The following is a 26,231-nucleotide window of genomic DNA, read 5'->3' as shown; positions in this document are numbered from 1 at the left end:
TCATTGTTATACTATATCCTACTTGTTGAATTTTCAGAATATTTAAGTTAAACACGGAGGATCTGAGAACAATGGAAATATGGAGTTTATTTACGATTATTGCTTCACTAGCACTATTAATATTTTTAGCACTTCGCGGTTTCAGCATTATTATCATTGCACCCATTGCCAGCTTAGTCGTAATTATATTAAATCAAATGCCAATTCTAGATTCGCTACAAGGTAACTACATGAGTGGATTTATGAACTTTATGAAAAATTACTACCTCATCTTCTTGTTTGCCGCAATTTTCGGTAAGTTTATGGAAGATAGTGGTGCAGCACGATCAATTGCTGAAAAGCTATTAACTGTCATGGGGCGCAACAGCAAATTCAATGCGCTGATGGCGATTGTAATTATTTGTGCCTTTTTAACGCTAGGCGGTATTAATACATACGTTGTTATTTTTGCTATTTTGCCAATAGCTAAGCCATTATTTAAGGAATTGAATATGCCGTGGCACTTGTTTACAGGCGCATTCTTCTTTGGAATAGCAACCTTTACAATGACGATGCTTCCGGGTTCACCATCAGTACAAAACATTATTCCGACAAAATACTTAGGTACAACTACTACAGCAGCTCCTGTTGTTGGAATTGTCGCAACGATTACCATCATTCTCTTGAACTGCTTCTATTTAAAACGTCAATTAGCAAAATCAGAAGCTCGTGGTGAAACATATGAAAATATGAAGAATCCAGATAAACATGATTCAAAAGCATTTGAGGCAACATCAAAAAAATTGCCACCCTTTATCTTGAGTGTTTTTCCACCAATCTTTTTAATCATCACATTAAACGTGTTTAAAGTAGATATCCTCTACACATTAATGCTTACGGTTCTTATTGCGATCATTATCTTCTGGAAATATATCGATAACAAATTACAGGCGATAAACATTGGTGCAACAAATACCGTTTTACCAATCATCAATACTAGTGCTGATGTCGGGTATGGGACAGTCATTGCTGCTACAGCTGGCTTCGGTTTAATAACGGAAATGCTTTCAAACATCCCTGGTAGCCCATTAATTTCCCTTTATGTAGCCATTGCAGCACTTGCGGGGATTACAGGTACAGCATCAGGCGGTCTTGGTATCGCAATGGAAACGTTTGTTCAAACATATTTAGATTTGGGTGTTGATCCTGAAGCACTTCATCGTATTGCCGCTATTGCCTCTGGTAGTTTAGATTCATTACCTCATAATGGTGCAGTTATTACTGTACTTGCAGTAATCGGCTTAACGCATAAAGATGCCTACAAACACATATTTTTTGTATCGGTCATCGGACCATTAGTAGCTGCCATTCCAGCATTAATTGCGGCTATTTTAATCTATTCATAATACTTATACATCCTCATATTATGAGGATATTGAAACCAATTAAACGGTAGGAGATGAACGCACATGAAAGTCTCACTTTTCGCGACATGTATTGTCGATATGTTTCAAACAAATGTGGGCAAAGCAACTGTAGAACTTCTAGAACATCTTGGCTGTGAAGTCATTTTTCCCAAAGGACAAATTTGCTGTGGACAACCAGCCTACAACTCAGGCTATGTGAAAGATGCAAAGGAAGCGATGAAAAACATGATTACAGCATTTGATGATGCTGAATATGTTGTCTGCCCTTCTGGTTCTTGCGCTTATATGTTCCGTGAATATGAAAAAGTATTTGCAGATGATGCTCTATGGGCAGCACGCGCAAAACAATTAGCTGAAAAAACTTACGAACTAACACAATTTATCGTCGATGTACTAGGCATTACTGATGTCGGCGCTAGCTTCGATGGCAATGTAACCTATCACATGTCATGCCATATGACACGTCTACTTGGTGTAAAAAGCGCGCCTTTAAAATTACTAGAAAACGTTAAAGGATTAACATATACCGAGCTACCAAACAAAACAACTTGCTGCGGCTTCGGTGGGACATTCTCTGTGAAAATGACACCGATTTCCGAGCAAATGGTCGATGAAAAGGTACAGCATATTATCGCTACGAAGGCTAAATATTTAGTTGGAGCAGATGAAGGCTGCTTAATGAATATTCGTGGTCGTGCAGAACGATTAGGCACACACGTACAAGTACTACATATTGCTGAAATATTAAATTCTAGAAACTCGGAGGTGCACGCATAATGCCAATGAAGGTCGGCGATGAGCCATTTAACAATCGTGTTGGAGAAGGTATTCAAAATACCTTTATGCGCAGTGCTGTTTCTGGAGCACAAGATCGTCTAGAAACAAATCGTTTATTAGCCGTTGAGGAACTTAGTAACTGGGAAGAGTGGCGCTCACTTGGTGAGGAAATTCGTCAGCATGTGTTAGCAAACCTTGATTATTATTTAACGCAGTTAAGTGATCAGGTTGCAGCACGGGGTGGTCATGTTTTCTTTGCTGCCACAGCTGAGGATGCACGAGCCTATATCGCAAGTGTTGCCAAAGACAAAAAGGCAAAAAAAATTGTCAAATCAAAATCGATGGTGACAGAGGAAATTGACTTAAATCATTATTTAGAAGAACATGCTAATTGTCGCGTGATTGAAACCGATTTAGGGGAGTATATTTTACAGCTCGACGATGATCTACCTTCACATATCGTAGCCCCTGCTTTGCACCGCAAGAAAGAACAAGTACAGGAAAGCTTCCAACGTCATCATCAATACGAAGGCTCTGAACGTCCTGAAGAATTAACAAAGCATGCACGTAAAATGTTGCGTGATGATTATTTAACGGCGGATATCGGCATTACTGGTTGTAACTTTGCCGTTGCGGAAACGGGCTCCGTTTGTATCGTAACAAATGAAGGCAATGCGGATTTATCGACTGCTTTACCGAAAACACAAATTACAGTGATGGGTATGGAGCGACTTGTACCAACTTTTGAAGAGTTAGAAGTGCTTGTTAATATGTTAACACGAAGCGCTGTTGGTCAAAAGCTCCCAAGTTATGTGACTATCTTAAGTGGGCCTCGTCAAGAAGGTGATGTAGACGGGCCTGAAGATTTCCACTTAGTCATTGTAGATAATGGCCGTTCTGAAATTTTAGGTAGTGAATTCCAATCGATTTTACAATGTATTCGCTGTGGTGCTTGTGCTAATATTTGCCCTGTTTATCGTCATGTTGGTGGCCACTCCTATGGTTCTATTTACTCTGGTCCAATTGGTGCCGTCTTATCTCCATTACTCGGTGGCTACGACGAATATAAGGAATTACCATTCGCGTCTACACTTTGTGGGGCTTGTACCGATGTTTGCCCAGTGAAAATTCCATTGCACGAATTACTACACAAGCATCGACAAACAATTGTGGAAAAAGAAGGTCGCGCGCCAATATCAGAACGCTTCCTAATGTCTATCTTTGGCATGGGTTCTTCATCATCTGGTATGTATAAGTTTGGATCTAAGGTTGCCTCAAGTGCATTAAAGCCATTGACAAAAGGCGACAATATTTCAAAAGGTGTTGGACCATTAAAAAATTGGACGGATATTCGCGAATTCCCTGCACCGAAAAAAGAACGCTTCCGTGACTGGTTCGACAATCGCCAAAAAGGAGACCAGTAATTATGACAGGCACAATCCAAAATCGTGAATCATTTATAGGCCAATTATCCTCTAGACTACAACGTACAGCTGCACCTAAGCATGTAGAGCGTCCACAATGGCGTTATACACCGCAGCATAAAACATTGCAAAATTTATCACAAGATGAGCTGTTAGCTATTTTACAGAAACAATGCACACGTATTAATACAAACTGTATTGTTACATCCTCTGCTGATTTATCTACGGCGATGGAAAACGTCATTACCGATAACGGTGGTGGGCCAATTATGGCTTGGCAAGACGAACGCTTTGATGCATACGGCCTTACACCACTGTTCGCACAAACATTACCTGAAAAAAAAATCGAGTTTCACACTTGGGACCCCGCTGTAGGGAGCGATAATATAGCACTTGTAGAAAAGGCCAATATCGGGATTACGATAAGTGATATCACACTGGCCGAGTCTGGTACAGCGGTACTATTTAGCGAGCCAACTCACGGTCGTACAGTAAGCTTCTTGCCAACAAAGTCGATTATTTTAATACCAAAAAGCTCTATCGTTCCTCGTATGACACAAGCTGCCGTGCAAATTCGTGAACGTTTACAAAATGGAGAAACATTAGCTTCATGCATTAATTTCATTTCAGGTCCAAGTAACTCTGCTGATATCGAAATGATTTTAGTCGTAGGCGTACACGGTCCAATGTATATGACCTATATCATTATTGACGATTTATAAAAAAGAGGCGCTTTCTAGTTAAGCGCCTCTTTTCACATTGTTGAAAAAAATCACGTCAATAAATTCTTTGTGATCATTTATGAGAGTTTGTTCAAGGTACCCGTCGATTTCCGTTCCAGGCGGACGCGTTCCAGGGGGCGAGCCTTGAGCCGCTTCGTCGCTTCGCTCCTGTAGGGTCTCAAGTTGCTCGCTGATCCCCTAGGAGTCGCCGCCTTCCACTCCAATCAACTAGAATTTTCTTATCGAGATAGTAAAAGAAGGTGGACAAATCTAATTTTGAATAAAGATACAAAAACTACTGTGAAGTTAGGCATCTTGCATAGCTCTGATGGTATTACTTATATTATTTATATTCATCCCCCAAAGTGAAGGATAACGTTTAATGAAAGTACATACTAATTTTAGATTGCTGGTTGATTGGAGTGGAGGCTGGGCGACTCCTGGGGGATTAGCGTCCTAGATGAGACCCTGGAGCGAACGTAGTGAGTGAAGCGGCTCATCGGACGCCCCCCGGAAAGCGCCCAGCCGGAACGGAAATCACCCCCTCGTTACTTTAGTTAAAGGAGCTTTCAAGTACGTATTTTGGTGTAGAGCTCATTTTTAAGCTCGGTTTATTCACGTAATTTCTATGGACAAGATACTTTATCAAAAAGTATAAAAAGAGGCGCTTTTAGTTCAGCGCCTCTTTTCTTATTTCACTTCAAAGCGGGTTTTACTATAGCCACTCAATGTTTTTTCTACATGTAAAACTGCTGGCATTGCCGCTTTTAACTCTGCCACATGGGAGATAACGCCTATCATGCGACCAGAATCCTGTAAATCAATCAGAGTATCTATTGCTTTATTTAATGCTTCCTCATCAAGAGAACCAAAGCCTTCATCAATAAACATTGTTTCAATGCGAATATTTCCTTGGAAGCTCTGAATAACATCTGCCATTCCAAGTGCAAGACTTAATGACGCATTAAACTTCTCACCGCCGGACAATGTTTTTACATCTCGTATTTGGTCGGTATAAGCATCGTAAACGTCCAAACCAAGCCCACTTTGCTTCGCATGTTTTTCTAAACGATCTGAACGGCGAAGCTCGAACTGTCCATTTGATAAATGATACAGTCGTATATTTGCTGCAGCTGTAATTTTATCTAAATAATTGATTTGAATATAACGCTCAAAAGATATTTTTTTCGCATTCTGACCATTTAGTAATGAGTGCAGTTCTTTAACGCGCCCCGCTTCTTTCTCCAGTGACTGTATTTCTCCAGCCACCTCTTCTATCTTCACAATGAAGTCTGCACAAGCCTTCGCATAACCTTTAGTACGCTGTAGACTATTAAATGCTTCCTCATATGTCGCCCGTAACGTCACTAGCTCAGTTTCCAGCACATTTAAATCTTGCTTCTCTTTACCTTGAAGCTGCTTAGCACCTTCCGTAATTTGCACTTGCAATGTGTGGACTAGTAACTCATAATCGTTGCACTCTTTTCGCAATGCATCAATTTGTGCTACGCTTCTTTTTGCTGCATTATATGCCTGGTAGCCTTCAAAACCAGCTTCCTTCATACTCTCTGAAAATTGCTCACGTTTTATATTTAATTTCACTTGTACTTCTTCATAAGCGGTCTTTGCTAATTCTACAGCCGTCGTTGCATTACTAGCAGCTTCTTTTGTCTTCTGCAAGTTTTGCTGGCTTGCTTGCCATGCTGTTTGTAACGCTATTTTATATTTACCGGCTTCATCAATTGCACGTTTCAATGCCTGTAGTGACTGCAAGTTTTCAGGAATCTGTTTTTGTTGTTCTGCCACAATCGTCTGTTGCTTTGTTAGCTCCATTGAACGTTCTGCTAAAAGACGTTCATATTGTAATTGTCCCGCCTGCAATTTCTCTGTTACTTCAAATAGATTTTTTTGCTTTGAACGTACTAGCGACAATTGTTCACTAACAACTTTTAATATCGCAATCTGTTGTTCTACATGCTGTAAGGTTGCTTTAATGTCGCTTTGATCTACTACTGAAATATTCAAAGTAGCTAACTGTTCATCGGTTTCTTGATAAAGCTGTTTCACAGATTTAAGCGCCGCTTCTTTTTCAAAATACAAACGCTCTTCAGCATGTACCATATCACGCATTTTCTCAAGCTGTTCTTCATCAATCTCTTCTATATCAGCAAAGTGTTTTACTTGGTGGTCCGTGCTACCGCATACCGGACAGGGCTCGCCCTCTACTAATTTCGCAGCCAAAATACTCGCCTGATTGGCAATCCATTTTTGTTCTAGCTGTTGAAGTGTCTGCTTAGAATTTTTATACTGGTAATCTGCCATGTTTACTTCATGACTAGATGATTCAATAGTGCTTTCATATTTCTCGACTTGTGTCAGTAAGGCTACTTGCTCACGGAGCATTGGAAGCTGTTCTAAATACGATTCGTATGGTTCTAGTTGTACTTCATAGTCTGCAATTCTTAGCGCAAATTGCTGTAGTTGCTCTTGCTCTTTCTTAAGCTTTACTTGATTGTCTGTGACGGCTTGCCGCGCAGTTATCACCTCTTGCTCTAATGCTTGCAATTGATGTCGATTACTTTCGTACGTTTCGAATATCGGTAATAGTCCCTGCAGTTGTAACTCTTGCTCTACAGCTTGTTGACGTTCCTGCTCTCTCGATTCCTCCTGTACAAACACCTCTTGTGCAACTTTAAACTGTGCTTCCGCTTTTTCGTGTTTTGTCATTGCCTGTTGATACGTTTCTTCTTTGCGATCTTGGTCAGCTCGCAAATCTGTACACTGTTGCTCAAAAATAATTAGGCTATTCGCCCGTTCAGCTACTTTTATTTCCTGTTCCTTTGCAGCATACATACTTCGCTCATTTTCAAGTGCTTGAAGCCGAATTTGACGTTTGGCCTGTTCTTCAAATTGCTCATTTAGCGCTTTCGCCATACTATAATGTTCTTGCTCTTTTTGATGCAGTGCATAAGCATTATCATAACGCCTTTGCTCTATTTGAATGTTTTCAGTATAAAAGGATTGTTCTACTTCAAGTGCGCCCCTTAGTTGATGCATATTTTCGGTATTATTTGTGATACAGTCAAAAAGTGGCGATGGACGCTGAGGCAACGCTCCTGCAATTTGCCCTAAAACATGCTCTTTTAATTGTTTAGCACGTTCTAAATCTTTTTCTGCTTCTTTACGTTTGGCATCGAGCTTTTTCGTCATATCACCGAAGCGATCTGTTTTAAAGATTTTGCGTAAAATCGCTTCTTTATTAGTAGAATCAGATGTTAAAAGTTTACGAAACTCACCTTGAGGCAACATCACAATTTGACTAAACTGATCTTTCGTTAAACCTATGATTTCCTGCAATTTTTTATCGACTTCATTCGTTTGCTGTTTTTCAACAATGCTAAAATCAGCAACACTTGCCTTGATCTCTGCAAGTTCAATCTTCTTACCTGTAACACTTTTATTTTTTGCTTTAATATGTCCAGGTTGTCGTAACACTTGATAGGTTTTCCCGCGCATTTCGAATACTAGCTCTACTGATGTATAGACATCATCCTCTGCAAAATCACTACGTAGTGTAGCTGTATCTTGTCGATCTTCACCACTACCCGCACCATAAAGTGCATAGCAAATTGCATCAAAAATCGTTGTTTTACCAGCACCTGTTTTCCCAGATATCGCAAATAATCGATGTTCGCCTAACTGCTCAAAATCAATGACTTCTGTATTTTTATATGGACCAAATGCAGTAATAGTTAATTTTAATGGTTTCACCTGGCAGCCTCCCGTTCTTCATCGAGTAATTCTTGTAGCATATCTGTAAATAATCGCTCGGTTTCACTATCCGGTTGTTCGCCAATCATTTCCCCATAAAAGGCGCGGAATAAATCAATGTCCTCTACTTTTTCCGTCTCAATTGCTTGGATTTCATGTGATAAATCTGCATGAGCTGCCTTACGTTCAATATGCAACGCGTTTGGGAATACTGTACGAATTCGCTCCATAGGTGAAGAGACTGGAATTTCGTCCGTTAAACGTACAAAAACATAATCATCACTTGGTGGCTGCTTTAGTAAATCATCCATCAAGCCCTCCACCACACGTAAATTGCGTCTCGGAATCAATTTGCGCTTTTCTACCGTTACTTGCCCTTCTGCATCTAACTCGACTATTAAAAATCCCTTTTCATGTAAATGTTCGGATAGTGAATATTTTAACGGCGAACCCGCATAACGAATTGTTTCATTTAAGACAAAGTGTGCCTTATGTAAATGCCCAAGAGCCGTATAGTTGAAATGTTCGAATAGCGCTGCATCCACACACTCAGAACCACCGATTGATAATGGGCGCTCTGAATCACTCGTGTTTTCTTCTTCTTTTCCATACTTCGTCACAAAGGCATGTCCAATGAAAATATTGCGCTGTGATTCATCCATCGTCTCTTCAATTTGCTGTATAATTTTCTGCATTGCATCTTGATGAGACTGAATTGTATCATCTGCTAAAATTGTGCGTACCGCTGCTGGTTCTGCAAATGGTACAAGGTGAAAATGCACCTCGCCAAATTCATCTGACAGAACAATCGGTGTATGCTCCTTCGTAAACTGCCCTGCGATATGAAGCCCACTCTCGCGCATTAAACGACTACCGAAATTCAAACGTCCAGCGCTATCATGATTACCTGCAATCGCTAATACCGGAATTTTCTTCTCCAATACAATTTCAGCTAGCGTATCATTTAACAAATTCACTGCCTCTACAGGCGGCATTGAACGATCATATAAATCGCCCGCCACAATGATGGCATCCGGCTTTTCCTCATCAATTGCCTGCATAAATTGCTGTAAAATATAGTGTTGATCTTCAGTCATATAAACACCTTGAACAAGCTTTCCTAAATGCCAATCCGCTGTATGAAATATTTTCATTCATCGTGCCCCCAGTCTTTTTTTCATTTTACCATGATTCAAACAGGAATATATGTTCTAAAATTGTGTTAAAAAAAGAGATTCAACTTACACGAATCTCTTTAATACGTTCTATAAATGCCGTATATCCAAAAATATTTCTCAATGGCAGTATTTCTTCTACAATGACCGCTACTTCATCCTCTTCAACTTCTGCTTCAGTTGTACGCTTCATTTCTAAAATTTCATCAAACGTCTTCGGATTAGGCTTTGGCAACTCAGAAGATTGAATAGTTAGTGCATTACTTCCGCTATAAGCTTTTAAAAATGCATTTGCCATTTGGCGATAGCCTTCAAAGTTCGGATGCACGTCTGCAATGTTTGGTAAATAATTGACTGCATTTAAGCCAAAAGCATCGTACACATTAACATATGTAGCACCTGCTTGTTCAGCCTGCTGTTGCAAGATTGTATTCAATCGAACAAGTTGATCATTCGTGCCCTCTTTTTGTGATGGATGCACATTCGGATAGGCAAAATAATATCCCATTACAAATACTTTCGCTTTTGGCGCACGTACTTGCAATTCTGCTAAAATCTCAGCCATGTTTTTTCTTGCCACATTCAACGCATAATCTGCCTGTAACTGTGAAAATGCTAAAGTGCCCGCACTCGGATTCACTTGTACCAATCGCAGTAAATCATTTGCACCAGCAGAAATCGTGATGAGCGTCGCATTTTTTAATAATACACTTGCTTCATCTGACTGCACTCGCTCTAATACATCGGCAGTTGTAAAGCCAGGGAAAGCGAGCTCCTTCGTATAGTAGTTTAGTTGTCCTAACATACCAAGTCGCATCGCAATCAAGTCGGCATAACCTGCATCAATTTCCTGATGTGGTGTTTGACCAGCTGCTAGTGAATCTCCAAGCGCAATATAATTCTCACCAGATGCATAAGCAGATGAAACGCCTAGCATCAACGAAAGTACAACCGCACTTATTAAGCTCAATAATCGTTTCATCTGCTCACCTCCAATTTTAAAACGCCCAGCTTCCTTTACGGAAAATCGGCTCTACTGTGCCATCAGGTAAGATACCGTCAATATCCATATCACCGCTACCAATCATAAAGTCCTCATGCGTCACTGAAATATTCGCACCTAATGCTTCTAACTGACCATTCGCAAGATCACGGCCACCTTCTAAGCATGTCGGATAGGCCTCACCAATAGCTAAATGATTTGATGCATTTTCATCAAACAACGTATTGAAATATAAAATTTCAGACGCTGAAATTGGTGATTCATGCGGCACTAAAGCGACCTCACCTAAATAGCTAGAGCCTTCATCTACTGCGATTAACTCTTGCAGTAAATCGTGCCCAACACCCGCTTCTGCCTTCACAATTTTCCCGTTGTCAAAAGTAAGCTTGAATTCATCAATAATATTGCCTTGATACACAAGTGGCTTTGTATTGCTTACATAGCCATTCACCCCTTGCTTCATCGGAAGTGTATATACTTCTTCTGTAGGCATATTTGCAATAAACGTAATATCATCTGGTGTTTTACTACCACCTGTAAGCCATTTATGCTGTGGTGCTAACGCGATTGTTAAATCTGTACCAGGTGCTGTGTAATGCAGTTTTGCATATTTTTTTGCATTTAATAATGCTGCACGCGACTCTAAATTTATGACGTGCTTACGCCAATTTTCAACTGCATCACCTTCACCAATACGCACGGTTTTGAAGATTGCTTCCCAAAGAGCTGGTACTTGCTCATCCGCACTTAATTTAGGGAATACTTTCGCTGCCCATTTTTTTGATGGTACTGCCACGATGGACCAAGCGATTAGATCCTTCATGACCGCATTGCGATAGTTTTTTAATGCCTCACCTGAAACTTTTTGATGTGTCGATAAACGATCGGCTGGAATTCCTGTTAACAAATCTGGATCCGCTGCATCAATCCATAAAAGTGCACCTTTACGTTCAATTAGTTCATCACGCATTTTGACAATCCACTCTGGATAACGATTGAATTCTTCGTTGGAGGCATTTTCAAAATAAGCACGGTCGATTTGACCATCCGAAAAATTGACATGAACACGCCCTGCTCCAGCTTTATAAGCTTCTTTTACCACTAAACGCGCAAAATCTAATGCATCAACAGATGTATTTACTAATAGGTACTGCCCCGGCTGAATATTTACGCCAACTTTTACTGCAAGCTCTGCGTATTCTTGTAATTTTTCTTCAAATGTCATTTATTATTTCCCTCGCTTTTTTACGACCGTTTTAGAATTCCCTTCTACTAGCTCACCATCATGCCAAATTTTTTGCACTGGCTTGCCTGGGATTTCACGTGTCCATTTTTTATACGTTTTTTCATCATGATATGAAAGTAAAGTTAATACTTCACCGTCAGCCCCTGCACGACCCGTACGACCAGAACGGTGTAAGTACTGCTCAATTGTACGAGGCACATCAACATGAATAACATGTGTTAAACCTGCAATATCTAAACCTCGTGCAGCGATGTCAGTGGCAATTAAAATACGGGCATCACCTTTACGGAATGCGTCTAAAGCTTTTTTACGCTCTTCTTTTTTCATATCTGAATGTAGTGTCACGATTGGTGCCGAACGATATTGCAATTTAGTTTCCTTCATTAAAAGCTGGTCGATATTATTGACGAACGCTAATGCACGAATACCTTCTGTATGAGATAGGCGACGTAAGAAATCTGTTTTATCACGTTCTTCAACTTTTACAAAGGAATGCACGACTTTGCCGAACTTCACCATATCTTCAGGTCTAATTTTAATACGAATAGGTTCGAACATCATACGACTTGCCACTAACTCAATTTCTTCAGTAATTGTGGCAGATACAACGACAACCTGACGACCGAAAGCAGCATTCTCGATAAATGATTTCACGACCACACGATATTCACGACTTAACAATTGATCACATTCATCTAAAATAACAGTCTCAACTTCTTTTAACTTTAACTTCCCTGCACGTGCTAATTCATTTAGACGCCCTGGTGTCCCAACAACGATTGTTGGTTTCTTTTTCAACTTTTCAATTTGGCGTGCTGAGTTGGCTCCACCGATAAGTTGTTGCACCGTTATATCTGTACCCGCTGTCCACTCGCGAATAACTTCAACAATTTGCATCGCTAATTCTTGTGAAGGCGCTACGATCAAACCTTGTGTTTGTTTTTTTGCACCATTTACTTTATTTAATAAAGGTAATACATATGCTAACGTTTTCCCTGAACCTGTTGGTGATTCAGCCACGATATCTTTTCCTTCAATCATTGCTGGCAGCATTTCTTCTTGGATTTTCATTGGTTCCTCGAAATTCCACTTTGCTTGTAATGCTTCATTTAATAAATTTATTACTGACATTATATTTTCCCACTTTCTTTCTACTTGACACTAGTTTAACACACTAACTATACACAAGCATTTGCGAAAATCATGTAAAAGAACTCACCTCTGTTGAAAAGGCGAGTTCTTAATCTAATTTGTGTCCAAAAACATCTTTGGCTGACGCTTCACTTTTGCGCACAAAAAATCTGCGACATCCGCTTGAGGATGATTAAAGTTAATCCACTAATTCATAACCACATGCAAGCACTGCACATTCTGCTAATACGATTAGAGAGTCTATATATTTCTTACTGAGTTTTAAATCGCGATTAACGATGGAAAGCTCTGTACAGCCTAAAATAATACGATCACAATCAAGTGCTAGCATCGCATCTTCTATCGGTTGCCAATCTTCTTTCGTTACATCCTTACCCGCTTTTACGTAATCGTAAATGATCGACATCACTTTTTCTTTCATACCAACATCAGGCACAACTGGTGTAATACCGTACTCTTGTAGTGCATTTTGATACATACGTGATGTTAATGTACCTGTTGTCGCTAAAATACCGACACGCTTCGCACCTAATTCATGTGCTCGTTTCGCCGTTTCACGAATCATATGGAGTACTGGCACAGGTGAGCCTTCTGCTAATTCTTCATAAAATGTATGTGCAGTATTACATGGAATTACAATCATATCCGCACCGACTGATGCAAGTTTTTTCGCATCTTCGATTAATACAGGTACCGGGTTTTCCTTCGTATTATCTAAAATATAAGCCGTACGATCGGGGATATTCGTGTCATTATCGATAATTGTATGCACGTGCTCCTGATCCGTCGCTGCTTTCGTACGTCTTACAATCATTTCACCGATAAACATTGTTGCTAGTGGACCAACGCCACCAATAATACCTAAAGTTTGTTTTTTCATATGTTAGTCAGACCTTTGTTGTTAAAATATTTCTTGTACTTACGATAATAGTTTAAATTATCTAGCGTCACATTCATCAAGCGCTTAGCATTCATATCCTTATAATTAAATATAGAATCCGTCGCTAAACCTTGGCGAATTAAGCTTTTTGCTTCAATCACTAACTTTTCATTGGAAACATACTTAAATAACACACCGTTTGGTACAATCGTCCAAAGATGTCTCTTTTGTACGTATGTTAATGGTAGCTTGCTGCCACGAATAAAATCATCCGCTACGTACTGCATTAAATTATAGCCACTTGCCGTTACATAATAATTCGAAAGCTCATTATGTAGTTCAATACTCAATAATTTATGCTGTCCGTCTCGGTCATCATATTTCATGTCAAAAGTCGCAAAACCTTGAAATTGTATTGCCTCTAAAAACGTCTTTACACGATCCATAAGTTCTTTATCATATGTCGTCATAATCGCGACATATCGTCCAATTCCGTCTGGCGAATGCTCTTCTAAAATAGGGTTTCCTACAGATAGTAGCTTGACTTTGTGATCTTGTCCAACGTAAGCATTCACTACCCGCATATTTGCGTCATCACCTGGAATATATTGCTGAATCATCAAGTCATCCCGATAAGCGGATTCCTTGTAAATAGCCTGGAAAATCGCATCTTTTTCTTCTTCATTATGTGCAATAAAAACTTTTTTCTTGCCCGGGAAAATACATGTTTCATACTTCGTCATATTCATTGGCTTAATAACAACTGGGTACTCGACAGGTTCATCGAACGCCTCATAATCATTAACTGTACACACATGCATTGGCGGATAATCAAAACCGTACTCTGAACAAAGCTTATACATACTTTCACGCGTTAGTAACTGCTGGGCTAATGGCGCATCCACATAAGGTATCACATAAAACTCCGATAATTCTTCTCTATGCTGGATAATTTTTTTCACATAAAACTCATCGCATGCTAAAAGTAATAATTTTTTCTCAGCAAATTCTTCTGCAATCGCTTTTAAAGCTATGACAAATCGTTCCTCGATATGTAGTCTTTGCACCTCACGAAACGTTAGTAAATCACTCTGTTGAATTTTCGCCCTATTTGTATGATTTAACGCAAGTGGTTTTACGCCATAGGACTCGTAAAAGGCACGTGCCATGCCATAAGCATTCATTTCATCTCCCAATAAAACCGGTAAAAAAGCGTGTTCAATGACCATATTGTTCAACTCACTTTAGCTTTTCTTTTTTAGTAAGTGTATCATATTTCGCGTGTATTCTTGTTCTTGCCATCAAAAAAAGAACAAGAATGCACTGCTTTGTACCTGTCGCTTCACTTTTTTGTACAAAAGGAGGCATCTCAAAAAGATTTTTGAGACACCTCCTTCGCTGTAATGTTCTTAATGTACTGCCACTGCTTGTGTGCCAAGTTGTTGGTAGCTTTTAAAAAACTGATCTTCATTGTATGTGACATAACCTTTTAGTGGGTCCATTACAACAACCTTCCCATCTAAATGCCCTGTTAACACTACTGCATGCAGATTGCTATAACCTTCTCGTTGTTCGCCATCATAAATCCAGCCCTTATTTTTCTTTGGTGATGATAAATCGAGCGTTACCCACACAACGACCGGTATACCGTCCTGTACAAGCTTTAAAATTTCTTCCTTCGATTTACCACTCATATCAGTTACACGTAAATCCATCTGATTGTCTGCAATTACGGCTTCAGCTGCTTTAACAATTGGTGCAGCAAAAACATACATACCATCTTGTTTGTCTCGCGGATTTCCTGCAAAGGCATGTGCTGGGTTTGGACCAAAGCGCTGCCCATTCACATACTCAAATTTCTGCTTAGGTAAATACCTATCCGCCATTTCTAACTTCGAAACATTTAGACCGTAATAATTTAACACCGCAGTCAATGAAGTAATTTCACAACCGTGTGGCAACTCTGGATTTTGCATCACAATGGGTACATCTAACTCTTGCTCATCACGTGAAAATTGCGTTTGGAGCTTATAATATGGTTTAGTCCCATCATACGTAAAGGTATCAATTGTTGTATAGCCATCGCCAGCTACACTATTTTCAAGGGTAGTCGCTGCTATTGCATACTCTTTACCTTCTACTAACTTTGAAAATGTCGCTTCGCCCTCCGCTGATCCAAGCGCATCCTCAACTTCTACACCAGTCGCTAAATCTGTTATGGTTATATATAAATCTGGAATCGGTGCTCCACTATGAAATTCAACAGTTAATACTGTTAATTTATTTTTTTCTTCTTTTGTTAGCTGTTTACAGCCTGAAAGCATCAACACTATAAAACATATAAAAATCAGGCGTTTATGTTTCGTCCACAATGCGAAATTCTCTCCTATCTCGCTCAAAGACAATGAATATCTTCAATTCTATTATTTCAATTTCTAATAGTTTTCATTATACGCCATCTTCAAGTATGTTCCCATGTTATCATGATACTTTTCTGATGATTATGGAGAATCTTTGTCTACCCACTTACAACTATGATGTTGTCACTTTTGGTCGTAGGGTATGCTTCAACACTTTGCCTGAAGCATTACGGGGTAATTCGGTTAAAAACTCTATTTCATAAGGAATTTTATATTTCGCAAGATGTGTACGACAATATGCAAAAATCGCCTCTTCATCGATTCCTTTACCTTCTTTTAGTACAACAAAAGCCTTTGGAACTTCTCCGTATACTTCATGTGGGAGACCAACAACCGCTGCTTCTAAAATTTCAGGAATTTGATATAGTACTTCTTCCACTTCAATCGGATAAACATTTTCCCCACCACGAATAATCATATCTTTTTTTCGATCCACTATATATAAGTATCCCTCATCATCAAAGCGACCTAAATCCCCAGTATATAACCAACCATCTCTTAAAGTTCGCGCCGTCTCCTCCTCATTGCGTAAATATCCTTTCATTACTTGTGGACCCTTTACACAAATCTCTCCTACTTCTCCAGCAGGTACCGACTCACCGTAACTATCTACAACTTTAAGTTCTGTTTGTGCTAAAGCTTTACCAACTGAACCTATTTTCGTTAGTGCATCTGCATCTAGTAGAGAAGTCGCAGCTGGCGAGTTTTCAGTTTGACCATATAAGTTTTGTACTTTTACATTTGGAAATACCTCTTTCACTTGCTTTACCAGCTCATACGGCATCGGAGCCGCACCGTAACCTAGTAAACGAAGATTTGACAACGAGTACGTTTGTAAAGCAGGTGTGTTTAATAGAATTGTATACATCGCTGGCACACCAAAGAAAATTGTAGCCTTTGTTTTTGCGATTTGTTCTAAGGTAATACTAGGTGAAAAGGCTTCTTCTATAATCAAGGTGCCCCCTTGATAAAAAATTGGCATCGCAAATACATGTAGCCCCGCACAATGGAACAGTGGTGTACAAATAAACATGCGGTCTTCATTTGTCATATACATCGATGCGGACCAAATTTCTGCTGCCGCAACAATATTTTGATGAGTCAGTAAAACTCCTTTTGGCTTACCTGTCGTACCCGATGTATACATCACTACAGCTGTATCATTCGGATCTAGTGATATCGCTTCCAACGGTGCATCATAACGTTCAATAATATCAGCCATTTCTTTTAGGTTTACTTTATGCTGAAACAGGTATGAACTTTCTGCGATAATCTCTTCATTTCTTTCATCAAAAATAAGACCTTTTGCTTCTGAATGATTGAATATAAACTCGACTTCTGGTGCAGCAAGCTTTGTATTAATTGGCATCGCCACAAAACCAGCTAAATGTATACCCATATAAGCTACTAAAAATAAATCTGAGTTAAGTGTATAGAGCGCAATGATATCTTCCTTTTCAAACCCCTCCCCCTGTAAGTAAGCTGCGAATTTACGAGCGCGCTCGTAAAATTCTTGATATGACCAACTTCTTTCTCCATATATCGTGGCTAAAGCTTCAGGTTGCTTTTGTGCATATTGTTGTAAAGCATCTGTCATTAAAAAAGTCATTGTAAGTCCCCCTATCAACAAAAGTATTATTTAGACCGATATACATTAGTACTTTCAATATTATCTATACAGAAACAAAGCAAAAAATGTTATATCATTACCAGTTTTCAGAAAATTCAAATTACACTTACATTCTATCAAGCTACTATATGATTAGCAATTTTCATTCATACTTCACATTCTCTAAAATTGTCACAAAATATACTTATACTTATCGCTTTTCTATAAAATTCTATTGGGTGTATGATACTTTTATAGTTATATTTAGAAAGGCTTGATTGCTATTATTTACGCACTTTTAGGAGATTTACATTCTAGTATTGATGATACAAAAGCAGTATTAGCTCAAATACAACAAACAGCCAGTGATGCTAAAATTATAGGTCTCGGGGATTTATATGAATGTACTGTAAGTAAGAAGAAAGCGAAAAACATTTCAAATTTGCCGCTTCAAAAAGCAGCTATTGTAGAAGATGGGTTTGAGGAACTTCTGACATTTCCCTCTATTCGTGGGAATCAAGAAGAGCGTATTACGAGTGTCACAGGGATTAATCTTTTTTCTAAACTACCTGAAATAATAGAAATTGACGGCGCCACACTTATGCATGGGCATCAGTTTCAATGGAACATCAATTGGCAGCCTACTTTCCCTATCTTTAAAAAGCAAATTCTTTTCTTTGGCCATAGCCATGAATCTGGGCTTTACAATAATAATAAAAAAATGCCTATTCACATTACTTTCGGTAAACCGATTGCACTCCAGCAGAAACAATACGGAGTGAATGTCGGCTCCGTTGTAGACCATCGTGAATGGTGCTTATATGATAGCAACAACAAAACAATCACATTTATGTGCGCATTATAAAAAGGGCCTTCCATCATTGGAGAGCCCTTTTCTCAATCAATATAAACTTATAAATTTTGCATTAATGCATATATCGTTTTTTCTCGTTGATTAAAATTTGTTTTAACTCTTTAAGTTTTTCTATAACAACAAAAGATTCACTCGTAATGTCCTTTAAATATTTTTCAGCCTCAATTTTATTGCCACAGTTATATGCCTTAACAGCTCTTTTTGCTATATCGTGAACGTGAACGAATGGTTTTTCTAAATCCATATAAGCACCTTCTTTGCCTAATAGGGCTTTCCCTGTACCATAATACCATTCACCAAGACGTGAATCTTGTGGGGATCCCACATCACTCTCTGTCAATGACTCAAAACCAAGCAATAAGTTATAAATCTTCCAACGCCATAATAAATGGTCAGTAATAGTAAGCTCAATAATATCCTCTTGACTAATAATGAAATTTTTAGAAATCGTAGTCGAACGATAATCGTCAATCATTTTACTTAACTTATAAATAACAGAGCCCGTTTCAAACACAATGTTCTTACTTTGTTCCATATTAACTGTAATATTACGGTTACGCTCTGTAATATCATTCGCTGAAGCTGCTTGCGCTTTAACAGTTGTGGCAATTTCTTCAAATCTCGCACCTTGCTGTTGCAGGTTTTTATTCAAATCTGCTAGCGTATTAGAAATATGTAATGTATCTGTAACCCCTTGATGTAAGTCTTGTGAGAATTGATGTGTTAACGCGCTAATATTATTTGTAATTTGGAGCAATGCTTGTATATCCGTATTAATAGACTGTACAGATGTTTTTGTATCATCAGCAAGCTTACGGACTTCTTCTGCTACAACGGCGAAACCTTTACCCGCTTCACCTGCACGTGCTGCCTCGATCGATGCGTTTAACGCAAGCAAGTTTGTTTGATCGGCAATGCCTTTAATAAGTTCCATTAGTTTCGCTACACTATTTACACGCTCTACCAATTGTTCAATGTCTCCTTGCATTGTCTTTTGACCTTCGTCAGTCGTTTGCAAAATAGAAGATACATGCTGTAACGAATTTAAGTCTTGGTTTAACTCTTTTAATGCTATTCTCGTATGACTAGAAATATCGCCAACTGAGGCTGATATTTCTTCAATGCTCGCATCTAAATCGCGCATTGAATCATCCGCCGCTATAATTTCTTTTTGCTGCACATCTTGGAATTGGACTAATTCTTTAATAGAATCAAGCTGTGTATTATATGTAATAATTTCCCCTAAACCGTTAACAACCGAACCAGCTTGAATTTCGATGTAGGTTTCTACAATAATTTGTTGATCAATTGTTACTAAACTATCATACGCTAACAGTACATCCAGCATTTCTGCCTGATTACGCGATAACTCTTTTACGATTAACGGAATGATTAGTTGGTTAATTAACGTATAAGCTGAAATCATCCAGTTTGGTAATACACCAATACGTGCATGCGTATATGCAATACTCCTTCTTTTAAACACATATTCAAGATTAAGTTCATCTACAAATAGACTGTAGAAATGATTATCGAATAATCCCTTTAAACGTTCTACAGATGAATGCTTGTTAATAACATTCTTGAATTCTGGAATTTCTAATAGGCGATCGTAGAAATTGTCTAAAATATCTTGGCGATTATCTTCGTAAATTTTCCGTAGGAAGCTAACGGATTCCCTTCTAATACGAGACAATGCCAAGAAGTCTAGTTTTTCTTTAAATCGTTCATTTGCTTGAATATCTGATTTTTTCGTTGCTGAGAAATAATCATAGGATTGATTAGTTTTTTTCTTTTTAAACACTTTTTTTCACCCTCCAAAGACATATTGTTTGATAAACACAGCAAGCTTTAACCTTATGTTGCAGGTGTTTAAACACCCTTATTTAAAGTTAAAGCCATGAAAAAACATTTTATAAAATTGTCCTCTCTAAAGAGCAGTTCCCTCCCTTTATCTCAAGTTTAAATATGTACAATTTACTTATAATCCACAACGACATTAACAGTTTTATACATTTATTTATAATTTGTAACATTCACTATGTATAAAGTAACTTTCTAAAAAATAGAACAAATACATTTTACCAACTACCTATTCACAATAATAGAGCAAAATGATTTGTTTATAGAACTGTCCATAATACATACCTATGAACAAATGAGATGGAATCCGTACTCAATCACAGTTTATTAAGATAAATATAAAAACGCCAAAGTCCCTCATGGATTTTAGCGTTTTATAAGCATTAACAATCCGATAACCCCTCGAGTAATTTTAGCATTAGTTCGATTTGCTTACATTGCGTATTAATAATACATTGCAGAATAGGAATTAATTCTTGACAGATGCAAAATCTTAGTACGTTTTGTGCCATTCTTACAGCCCCTTGATGATGTGGAAGCATTTCTCGTATAAAGTTCACATTTATACTGTTTGATATAGGTGCTGAACACATCTCATAAAACATCACTTCAGCAATTTCTTTAAAGCCATACATATAATCATATACTTCATATTCCGAATTTTGAACAATACAGCATCGATTTTGTATTGCTTTCATATTTTCAATACTCTCTTTTTGTTCTGCAATTATATTTTGAGCAAGACACTGTACGTCTAAATTTGTTGTGCATTTCAGAATATTTTCTGACATTTTAATGGCCGCTATTTGGTGCGGAATCATCTGCTTGATAAAATTATCGGAAATACTACATGTTATCGTTATATAGGTCATTCTTTTCATCATCTTTTTTAGGATTCTTTCATATTCCTCTAAGTACGCCTGCGTCACATTACTTAACTCAACCATTTTTTCCATAAGGTCATACGCCCCTTTCAGAATAGTGTATGCCTTATAGGTCGTTGTGCCATAGACGTTTGTACCAGTCGATTCCTAAACCCTACTCACACTTATATGTATCGATACAGTTTTGACAAATACAATGTTTACCCTGACTTTCAACTGGAACAGTTCCTAAAATCCCATTAGGAAATTTTGCCGTGACACACCAACATGCCATTTGCTGATCTGTACCTACCTTACAATGATTATCTCCCCCACAGAGAGGACAATGTTTTTCATCTACTTGCAATTTACTCACTCCTTACTCAAAATCATCTAATTGTTCTTATCCTATTTCTCTACCACCATATCAAACTACGTCTTGGTTTAAAACAACGTATTTTTCTTCCTACATTTAAAGAAGGAGTACGAATTTTTTTATTTTCGCACTCCTCAGCTATTCTCTATTGATTTTTCATCTTCACTTCATCACTTTTGGTATCACTGTATACAGCTGTACCTTTTCCACCGCTTCTTGCCAGCAGTTCCTTCACTTCATTATAAGATAAGCCAGACGCGGCATTTTGTCTTTTCACTTCATTAATGTCGGTGCCGGAAGAAGCAAATTGCTTTTCATTATAATCGTTCATGCTAAAACCTCCATTTCTATAATTCGTCAGGCTGCATTTCGACTAGTTCATCGCCTTCTCGCTTCACCTTTTTATTGAGCTCTTCAATCGGTATGGCATCCACTGTTTGCATATCTTCGTGCAAATCGAAAATACTAATTGTATCCGAATCGACCATGTCTGGTTTGTCTTTACTCGCAAGGTTCAAAAAAATCTTTTTCTCATGCGGTACATTTTCCTTATCCAAAACATCACGCTCCTTTACCGTTAATGTGTGTAAAGGTACGCGTATTATGTGTTGAAGATTACGTTTCACTTTTAGATTTATCAATTCTATGGTATTCAGAAACTTGAATGACCCGGACATTTCTCGTATGCAACTCATGATAAATCCCTCTACTATCTGTAAATGAAATCCACTGATCACGCTCACTTTTAATAAGTGCTTCAACTTGTTTCTGAGACTCCTCATGAACAAACCTTCTGATGTAATGCTCCTCTTCAAAGAAATAAGTTACTTTAAATTCTTTCATGTGTCCTTAACTCCTAATTCGTACAGTATCAATTACGCCTTGGCGTAATTGCGTCCAGATTTTGAATTGTACTTGCACAATTCAAAATCTGTGACATCCACCAGAGGCTTATATTCATTCAGTAGGCGTTTGGACACCTACTGAAAAAAAGCTAGAACAGCATTCATCTCACCATCTATAGAGGTGGGAGTTTTCTGCTGAATGAAGATTAATTTTCATTATCATGTCCAATGATTCTTCGCTTCATACGACCAAAAAATACTACCGAAACTTTCTACATTTAAAGCATAAAATACTGTAAAAACTTGCAATTTTGGAGGTGATAACACTGATTCATACGGTTACAGCAGGTCAAACGTTGTCGCAAATAGCAAGAGATTATCGGACGCCTTTATCCGCGATCATCAGCGCAAATCCAGGCATCAATCCAAATGTCCTTTATATTGGACAACAAATTGTGATACCTGGTTTTCCAAATCCTAATACGATACCCTATCGAATTGAGGTTTCTGTTAACAATCGCTGGTTACGTTTATACAAAGATAACATTCTTCTAAAACAATACCCTATTGCAGTAGGCAGAATGTTGTATGATACGCCAGTAGGCAATTATATTATCATCAATAAAGCACCTAACCCTGGAGGTCCATTTGGTACGATGTGGATGAGTTTATCCAAAGAACACTACGGTATCCACGGAACAAACGACCCAAGCTCCATTGGCCATGCCGTCTCACATGGTTGCATTCGTATGCATAACAACAACGTAGAAGAATTAGCCAGCATTATCCCAATAGGTACACCAGTTTTCATACATCCCTAAGAAAAGCGCATCGAGCCCGTCTGTTGCTGCCGCTACGCTTTCGCACAGAAAAAAGATTTGCACGCGACAAGCGCTGGAGAGCCCGAAGCGACCTCGAGCGTGCGGCGCGAATGCCTAGACATCAAATTAAAAGTTATACTTTTTTATCTTTATAATTAAAATAGCCCAGTTAGCTAAACTGCTAACCGAGCTATTTTTTTATATAATTTCGCCATTAGTATAAGTCAAAGTACTTCAAGAAATACTTATGAATAACATAGCAACGTTAAAGTAGGAGGAAATAATTTTGGCTTCTAAAGAGAATTTATTATCTATTTTCGCCTTAGGTGGCATCAATGAAATCGGCAAAAATATGTATGTGGTGCAATATGCAAATGATTTGATCATTATCGATTGTGGCGCAAAATTTCCCGATGAAAGTTTATTGGGCATTGATTTAATCATCCCGGATATTACTTACTTACAGGAAAATAAAAATAAAATTAGAGCGTTAGTTGTGACACATGGACATGAGGATCATATTGGCGGTATTCCTTATCTCTTAAATAAACTAAACGTCCCTATCTACGCTACACGTTTTACACTTGGATTAATTGAACTAAAACTTAAAGAACATAAACTTTTAAGAGCTACTGAGTTAAAAGAGATACAATCCGATTCACAATTAAATTTTGGCAAATTGGATGTTAGCTTTTTTAAAACAAGCCACAGTATTCCCGATTGTTTAGGCATTGTCTTTGATACCCCCGAAGGAAAAGTCGTTCATACGGGTGACTTCAAATTTGATTTAACTCCAGTAAATAATCAATATTCGGATATTCATAAGATGGCCGAAATAGGGTCACAAGGTGTTTTAGCACTCATTTCTGAAAGTACCAATGCCGAACGACCAGGATCTGCCCCATCAGAACAGTTAGTAGGAGGTCATATTGAAGATGCCTTTGCTCGTGCTACTCGTAAAATCATCATCTCTACTTTTGCCTCAAATGTAAATCGAATTCAACAAATAGTAGATGCCGCAATAAAGGTCAATCGAAAAATAGCATTACTAGGTCGAAGCATGGTGAATGTAGTATCCGTTGCATTAGAACGCGGTTATTTAAATGTTCCTGAAGAATTGCTCCTTGATGCGAGGGAAGTCAAGTACCTCCCTCCTGAAGAAGTAGTCGTTTTATGTACAGGAAGTCAAGGTGAGCCATTAGCTGCACTTGCTCGTTTGGCACGGGGGCAACATCGTGAAGTAAAGGTTTTACCTGAGGATACAGTAATTTTTGCTGCATCGCCCATACCAGGGAATGAGAAGGATGTTTCGCGTATCGTAGATCATTTGTTTAAAATCGGTGCCAAGGTAATTTACGGATCCTCTAGTCATACGGGGATGCATGTATCTGGACATGGCTATCAAGAAGATTTAAAACTCATGCTTACCTTTATGAAACCTAAATACTTCATCCCTATTCATGGTGAATATAGAATGCTACATCTACATCGTTTGTTAGCAGAATCTGTTGGTGTAGAAAAGGGACATACCTTTATCATAAAAAATGGAGACGTAGTCGATATTGAAAATTCAGTAGCTCGCCAAACAAGAAAAATACCAGCTGGAGATTCGTACGTTGACGGTGTGGGCATCGGTGAGGTTGAAGGCATTGTACTGCGTGATCGTAAGCAGCTTTCTGAAGATGGAATGCTCGTAATTGTGTTAACATTAAACAAATCTGACGGTACACTATTTTCTGAGCCTGACACAATTTCTCGTGGTTTTGTATACGCAAGAGATTCTGAAACACTTCTAAGAAAAGTGAATATACTTGTGAAAGAAACTGTTGACGAACTAAAAGAAGTGAGTATCCAACAACCATTTATAATAAAAAAAGAACTAAAAAAAGTTGTTGGTCAATATATATATACACAAACAAAAAGAAAACCAATGCTATTACCGATCATTATTGAAATTTAATAAAAGAGAATGTTTTGAAAAACAATCAAAACATTCTCTTTTATTACGCTTTCTACTTTATCTTAAAATAACAGCACCAAAGTAATAGACTATACTTTTTCACTTGATTTCTCTTTCGTTCCAAAGTAATTCGTACCAACAATTCCTACAATAATAAAGATTGCTCCTATTAGATGGTAAAGATAAAAATCCTCTTTCAAGAACATGACCCCTACCAATATTGTAATAAGTGTCGAAAAATTATTGAACACACTCATTTTTGCTGCTTCTATTTTTGACAAAGCATAGTTGGACAAAAATAAAGTAACAAGTGACGATAAAACTCCTAAATATAAAATAGATAATACGAATTTCATATGCATAAATGGTTGGAAGTACTCAATTAATGTTCCGCTCATGACATGTTGACCAATTGCCATACTATTAAACACAACAAATCCGATAAAGGTCATCATAAAAGTTATGATAATTACTGAATATTGCTGTGTAAGCTTTCTGACAAAAACGTTATAAAGTGCGGATGCTAAAGCTGAAGTTAAAATAAATACACTTCCTATCAAATTAGCTATTTCCGCACCTGCCCCACTCATGATAAATAAATAGATGACACCAAATACTGACAAACTAATGAATACGAGTTGTCCTCGTGTAGCCTTTTCTTTCAATATCACGCTTGCAAGTACTAAAGTAAAAATAGGTATAGCAGCCTGAATAATTCCAGCTTCTGAAGAGGAGATACGAGCTAATCCAGATATTTGGAAAGCAAAAAAAGCAATCGGATATAATAACGCCATGGGTAGGATTTGCAATGCGTCTTTCCAAGTAATATTTAATTGAATTTTTTTCACGCGTAACAAAATAAGTGCACCTATGAAGGCAACGGTAAAACGATGCGCCAGTGTTTCCATCGGACTTGCAACCGTTAAAGTAAATTTGACAAACATAAATGAAAAACCAATAATACATGCATATAAAATTGCTGCGACATATGCCTTTCTTTTCTCTTCCATATCAAATATCTACTCCCTCTATTTTCTTACCTAT

23 protein-coding genes are annotated in these 26,231 nt (G+C 38.1%); 7 read left to right on the top strand and 16 right to left on the bottom strand.

Translation table 11 applies throughout. The annotated features are described in order from the left end of the window. Positions 1–71: 71 nt before the first annotated feature. The 4 genes from ACIQ2D_RS14735 to ACIQ2D_RS14720 all read left to right on the top strand — a co-directional run bounded on the left by ACIQ2D_RS14735 (position 72) and on the right by ACIQ2D_RS14720 (position 4,329). Positions 72–1,385 carry a GntP family permease gene (locus tag ACIQ2D_RS14735; protein WP_402865264.1) on the top strand — a complete coding sequence of 438 codons (1,314 nt, stop codon included), beginning with the start codon at positions 72–74 and terminating at the stop codon, positions 1,383–1,385. A 63-nt stretch (positions 1,386–1,448) separates the two neighbouring features. Then, positions 1,449–2,183 (top strand): (Fe-S)-binding protein, encoded by a 735-nt coding sequence (locus tag ACIQ2D_RS14730; protein ID WP_402865262.1) that lies wholly within the window; start codon positions 1,449–1,451, stop codon positions 2,181–2,183. Continuing rightward, entirely contained in the window at positions 2,183–3,607 is a 1,425-nt protein-coding gene (locus tag ACIQ2D_RS14725) for a LutB/LldF family L-lactate oxidation iron-sulfur protein (protein ID WP_402865260.1), read from the top strand. The genes ACIQ2D_RS14730 and ACIQ2D_RS14725 overlap by 1 nt, the downstream gene beginning before the upstream one ends. 2 nt (positions 3,608–3,609) lie before the next feature. Continuing rightward, the gene (locus tag ACIQ2D_RS14720; RefSeq protein ID WP_402865258.1) at positions 3,610–4,329 is read left to right on the top strand and encodes a LutC/YkgG family protein; all 720 of its coding nucleotides are present in this window, start codon (positions 3,610–3,612) and stop codon (positions 4,327–4,329) included. 690 nt (positions 4,330–5,019) lie between these two features. Here the strand turns inward: ACIQ2D_RS14720 and ACIQ2D_RS14715 are convergent. The 9 genes from ACIQ2D_RS14715 to ACIQ2D_RS14675 form a co-directional block, all read right to left on the bottom strand. Continuing rightward, positions 5,020–8,100: an AAA family ATPase gene (locus ACIQ2D_RS14715; protein ID WP_402865256.1), complete on the bottom strand. Its 3,081-nt coding sequence runs from the start codon at positions 8,098–8,100 to the stop codon at positions 5,020–5,022. Then, positions 8,097–9,254, bottom strand: coding sequence for an exonuclease SbcCD subunit D (locus tag ACIQ2D_RS14710; protein WP_402865254.1), 1,158 nt, complete (start codon positions 9,252–9,254; stop codon positions 8,097–8,099). Before ACIQ2D_RS14710 ends, ACIQ2D_RS14715 begins: the two co-directional genes overlap by 4 nt. Before the next feature lie 82 nt (positions 9,255–9,336). Continuing rightward, positions 9,337–10,257, bottom strand: a complete 921-nt coding sequence (locus ACIQ2D_RS14705) for an SGNH/GDSL hydrolase family protein (protein WP_402865252.1) — start codon at positions 10,255–10,257, stop codon at positions 9,337–9,339. Positions 10,258–10,273: 16 nt separating this feature from the next. After that, the gene (locus tag ACIQ2D_RS14700) at positions 10,274–11,503 is read right to left on the bottom strand and encodes an aminopeptidase (protein WP_402865250.1); all 1,230 of its coding nucleotides are present in this window, start codon (positions 11,501–11,503) and stop codon (positions 10,274–10,276) included. 3 nt (positions 11,504–11,506) lie between these two features. Beyond that, positions 11,507–12,655 (bottom strand): DEAD/DEAH box helicase, encoded by a 1,149-nt coding sequence (locus ACIQ2D_RS14695; RefSeq protein WP_402865248.1) that lies wholly within the window; start codon positions 12,653–12,655, stop codon positions 11,507–11,509. A gap of 199 nt (positions 12,656–12,854) precedes the next feature. After that, a complete protein-coding gene (gene cuyB / locus ACIQ2D_RS14690; RefSeq protein ID WP_402865246.1) occupies positions 12,855–13,556 on the bottom strand; it encodes a cysteate racemase in 702 nt (233 codons plus the stop codon). After that, on the bottom strand, positions 13,553–14,785 hold the full coding sequence (locus ACIQ2D_RS14685) for a carboxylate--amine ligase (protein ID WP_402865244.1): 1,233 nt from the start codon (positions 14,783–14,785) through the stop codon (positions 13,553–13,555). The genes cuyB and ACIQ2D_RS14685 overlap by 4 nt, the downstream gene beginning before the upstream one ends. A 180-nt stretch (positions 14,786–14,965) precedes the next feature. Then, complete coding sequence (locus ACIQ2D_RS14680; protein ID WP_402865242.1) at positions 14,966–15,928, bottom strand: C39 family peptidase; 963 nt, start codon at positions 15,926–15,928, stop codon at positions 14,966–14,968. Between the two features lie 160 nt (positions 15,929–16,088). Continuing rightward, positions 16,089–17,585 carry a class I adenylate-forming enzyme family protein gene (locus ACIQ2D_RS14675; RefSeq protein ID WP_402865240.1) on the bottom strand — a complete coding sequence of 499 codons (1,497 nt, stop codon included), beginning with the start codon at positions 17,583–17,585 and terminating at the stop codon, positions 16,089–16,091. Between the two features lie 283 nt (positions 17,586–17,868). On the opposite strand from ACIQ2D_RS14675, the gene ACIQ2D_RS14670 reads away from it, so the two are divergent. Further along, positions 17,869–18,450, top strand: coding sequence for a metallophosphoesterase family protein (locus tag ACIQ2D_RS14670; RefSeq protein ID WP_402865382.1), 582 nt, complete (start codon positions 17,869–17,871; stop codon positions 18,448–18,450). Positions 18,451–18,511: 61 nt separating this feature from the next. Here ACIQ2D_RS14670 and ACIQ2D_RS14665 read toward each other — a convergent pair whose 3' ends face one another. The 6 genes from ACIQ2D_RS14665 to ACIQ2D_RS14640 form a co-directional block, all read right to left on the bottom strand. Next, positions 18,512–20,263, bottom strand: coding sequence for a methyl-accepting chemotaxis protein (locus tag ACIQ2D_RS14665; RefSeq protein WP_402865238.1), 1,752 nt, complete (start codon positions 20,261–20,263; stop codon positions 18,512–18,514). Positions 20,264–20,705: 442 nt separating this feature from the next. Beyond that, positions 20,706–21,278 (bottom strand): DUF305 domain-containing protein, encoded by a 573-nt coding sequence (locus tag ACIQ2D_RS14660; protein WP_402865236.1) that lies wholly within the window; start codon positions 21,276–21,278, stop codon positions 20,706–20,708. Positions 21,279–21,360: 82 nt separating this feature from the next. Further along, positions 21,361–21,561 carry a cysteine-rich CWC family protein gene (locus tag ACIQ2D_RS14655; protein ID WP_402865234.1) on the bottom strand — a complete coding sequence of 67 codons (201 nt, stop codon included), beginning with the start codon at positions 21,559–21,561 and terminating at the stop codon, positions 21,361–21,363. Between the two features lie 145 nt (positions 21,562–21,706). Next, the gene (locus ACIQ2D_RS14650) at positions 21,707–21,892 is read right to left on the bottom strand and encodes a gamma-type small acid-soluble spore protein (protein WP_402865232.1); all 186 of its coding nucleotides are present in this window, start codon (positions 21,890–21,892) and stop codon (positions 21,707–21,709) included. A gap of 16 nt (positions 21,893–21,908) precedes the next feature. Beyond that, a complete protein-coding gene (locus tag ACIQ2D_RS14645; RefSeq protein ID WP_402865230.1) occupies positions 21,909–22,118 on the bottom strand; it encodes a hypothetical protein in 210 nt (69 codons plus the stop codon). Between the two features lie 58 nt (positions 22,119–22,176). After that, positions 22,177–22,404, bottom strand: a complete 228-nt coding sequence (locus ACIQ2D_RS14640; protein WP_402865228.1) for a hypothetical protein — start codon at positions 22,402–22,404, stop codon at positions 22,177–22,179. A gap of 328 nt (positions 22,405–22,732) precedes the next feature. On the opposite strand from ACIQ2D_RS14640, the gene ACIQ2D_RS14635 reads away from it, so the two are divergent. Beyond that, positions 22,733–23,227, top strand: a complete 495-nt coding sequence (locus ACIQ2D_RS14635; RefSeq protein ID WP_402865380.1) for a L,D-transpeptidase family protein — start codon at positions 22,733–22,735, stop codon at positions 23,225–23,227. 352 nt (positions 23,228–23,579) lie between these two features. After that, on the top strand, positions 23,580–25,187 hold the full coding sequence (locus ACIQ2D_RS14630; protein WP_402865378.1) for a ribonuclease J: 1,608 nt from the start codon (positions 23,580–23,582) through the stop codon (positions 25,185–25,187). An 89-nt stretch (positions 25,188–25,276) separates the two neighbouring features. Here ACIQ2D_RS14630 and ACIQ2D_RS14625 read toward each other — a convergent pair whose 3' ends face one another. Next, the gene (locus ACIQ2D_RS14625; RefSeq protein ID WP_402865226.1) at positions 25,277–26,197 is read right to left on the bottom strand and encodes a DMT family transporter; all 921 of its coding nucleotides are present in this window, start codon (positions 26,195–26,197) and stop codon (positions 25,277–25,279) included. Positions 26,198–26,231 lie beyond the last annotated feature (34 nt).

The organism is Lysinibacillus sp. NPDC097287, from assembly GCF_044761695.1.
Taxonomy (GTDB): Bacteria; Bacillota; Bacilli; order Bacillales_A; family Planococcaceae; genus Lysinibacillus.
The sequence above is the reverse complement of the archived record's forward strand: the minus strand, read 5'-3'. Positions and strand labels throughout refer to the sequence as shown.

Excerpts from the sequence above, each read along its gene's own strand:
- ACIQ2D_RS14705 (WP_402865252.1), bottom strand. The coding sequence starts at position 10,257 with ATGAAACGATTATTGAGCTTAATAAGTGCGGTTGTACTTTCGTTGATG.
- ACIQ2D_RS14660 (WP_402865236.1), bottom strand. The coding sequence starts at position 21,278 with ATGGAAAAAATGGTTGAGTTAAGTAATGTGACGCAGGCGTACTTAGAG.
- ACIQ2D_RS14725 (WP_402865260.1), top strand. The coding sequence starts at position 2,183 with ATGCCAATGAAGGTCGGCGATGAGCCATTTAACAATCGTGTTGGAGAA.
- ACIQ2D_RS14640 (WP_402865228.1), bottom strand. The coding sequence starts at position 22,404 with ATGAAAGAATTTAAAGTAACTTATTTCTTTGAAGAGGAGCATTACATC.
- ACIQ2D_RS14700 (WP_402865250.1), bottom strand. The coding sequence starts at position 11,503 with ATGACATTTGAAGAAAAATTACAAGAATACGCAGAGCTTGCAGTAAAA.
- ACIQ2D_RS14625 (WP_402865226.1), bottom strand. The coding sequence starts at position 26,197 with ATGGAAGAGAAAAGAAAGGCATATGTCGCAGCAATTTTATATGCATGT.
- ACIQ2D_RS14730 (WP_402865262.1), top strand. The coding sequence starts at position 1,449 with ATGAAAGTCTCACTTTTCGCGACATGTATTGTCGATATGTTTCAAACA.
- ACIQ2D_RS14650 (WP_402865232.1), bottom strand. The coding sequence starts at position 21,892 with ATGAACGATTATAATGAAAAGCAATTTGCTTCTTCCGGCACCGACATT.
- ACIQ2D_RS14675 (WP_402865240.1), bottom strand. The coding sequence starts at position 17,585 with ATGACTTTTTTAATGACAGATGCTTTACAACAATATGCACAAAAGCAA.
- ACIQ2D_RS14695 (WP_402865248.1), bottom strand. The coding sequence starts at position 12,655 with ATGTCAGTAATAAATTTATTAAATGAAGCATTACAAGCAAAGTGGAAT.
- ACIQ2D_RS14630 (WP_402865378.1), top strand. The coding sequence starts at position 23,580 with ATGTATGTGGTGCAATATGCAAATGATTTGATCATTATCGATTGTGGC.
- ACIQ2D_RS14685 (WP_402865244.1), bottom strand. The coding sequence starts at position 14,785 with ATGGTCATTGAACACGCTTTTTTACCGGTTTTATTGGGAGATGAAATG.
- ACIQ2D_RS14735 (WP_402865264.1), top strand. The coding sequence starts at position 72 with ATGGAAATATGGAGTTTATTTACGATTATTGCTTCACTAGCACTATTA.
- cuyB (WP_402865246.1), bottom strand. The coding sequence starts at position 13,556 with ATGAAAAAACAAACTTTAGGTATTATTGGTGGCGTTGGTCCACTAGCA.
- ACIQ2D_RS14720 (WP_402865258.1), top strand. The coding sequence starts at position 3,610 with ATGACAGGCACAATCCAAAATCGTGAATCATTTATAGGCCAATTATCC.
- ACIQ2D_RS14710 (WP_402865254.1), bottom strand. The coding sequence starts at position 9,254 with ATGAAAATATTTCATACAGCGGATTGGCATTTAGGAAAGCTTGTTCAA.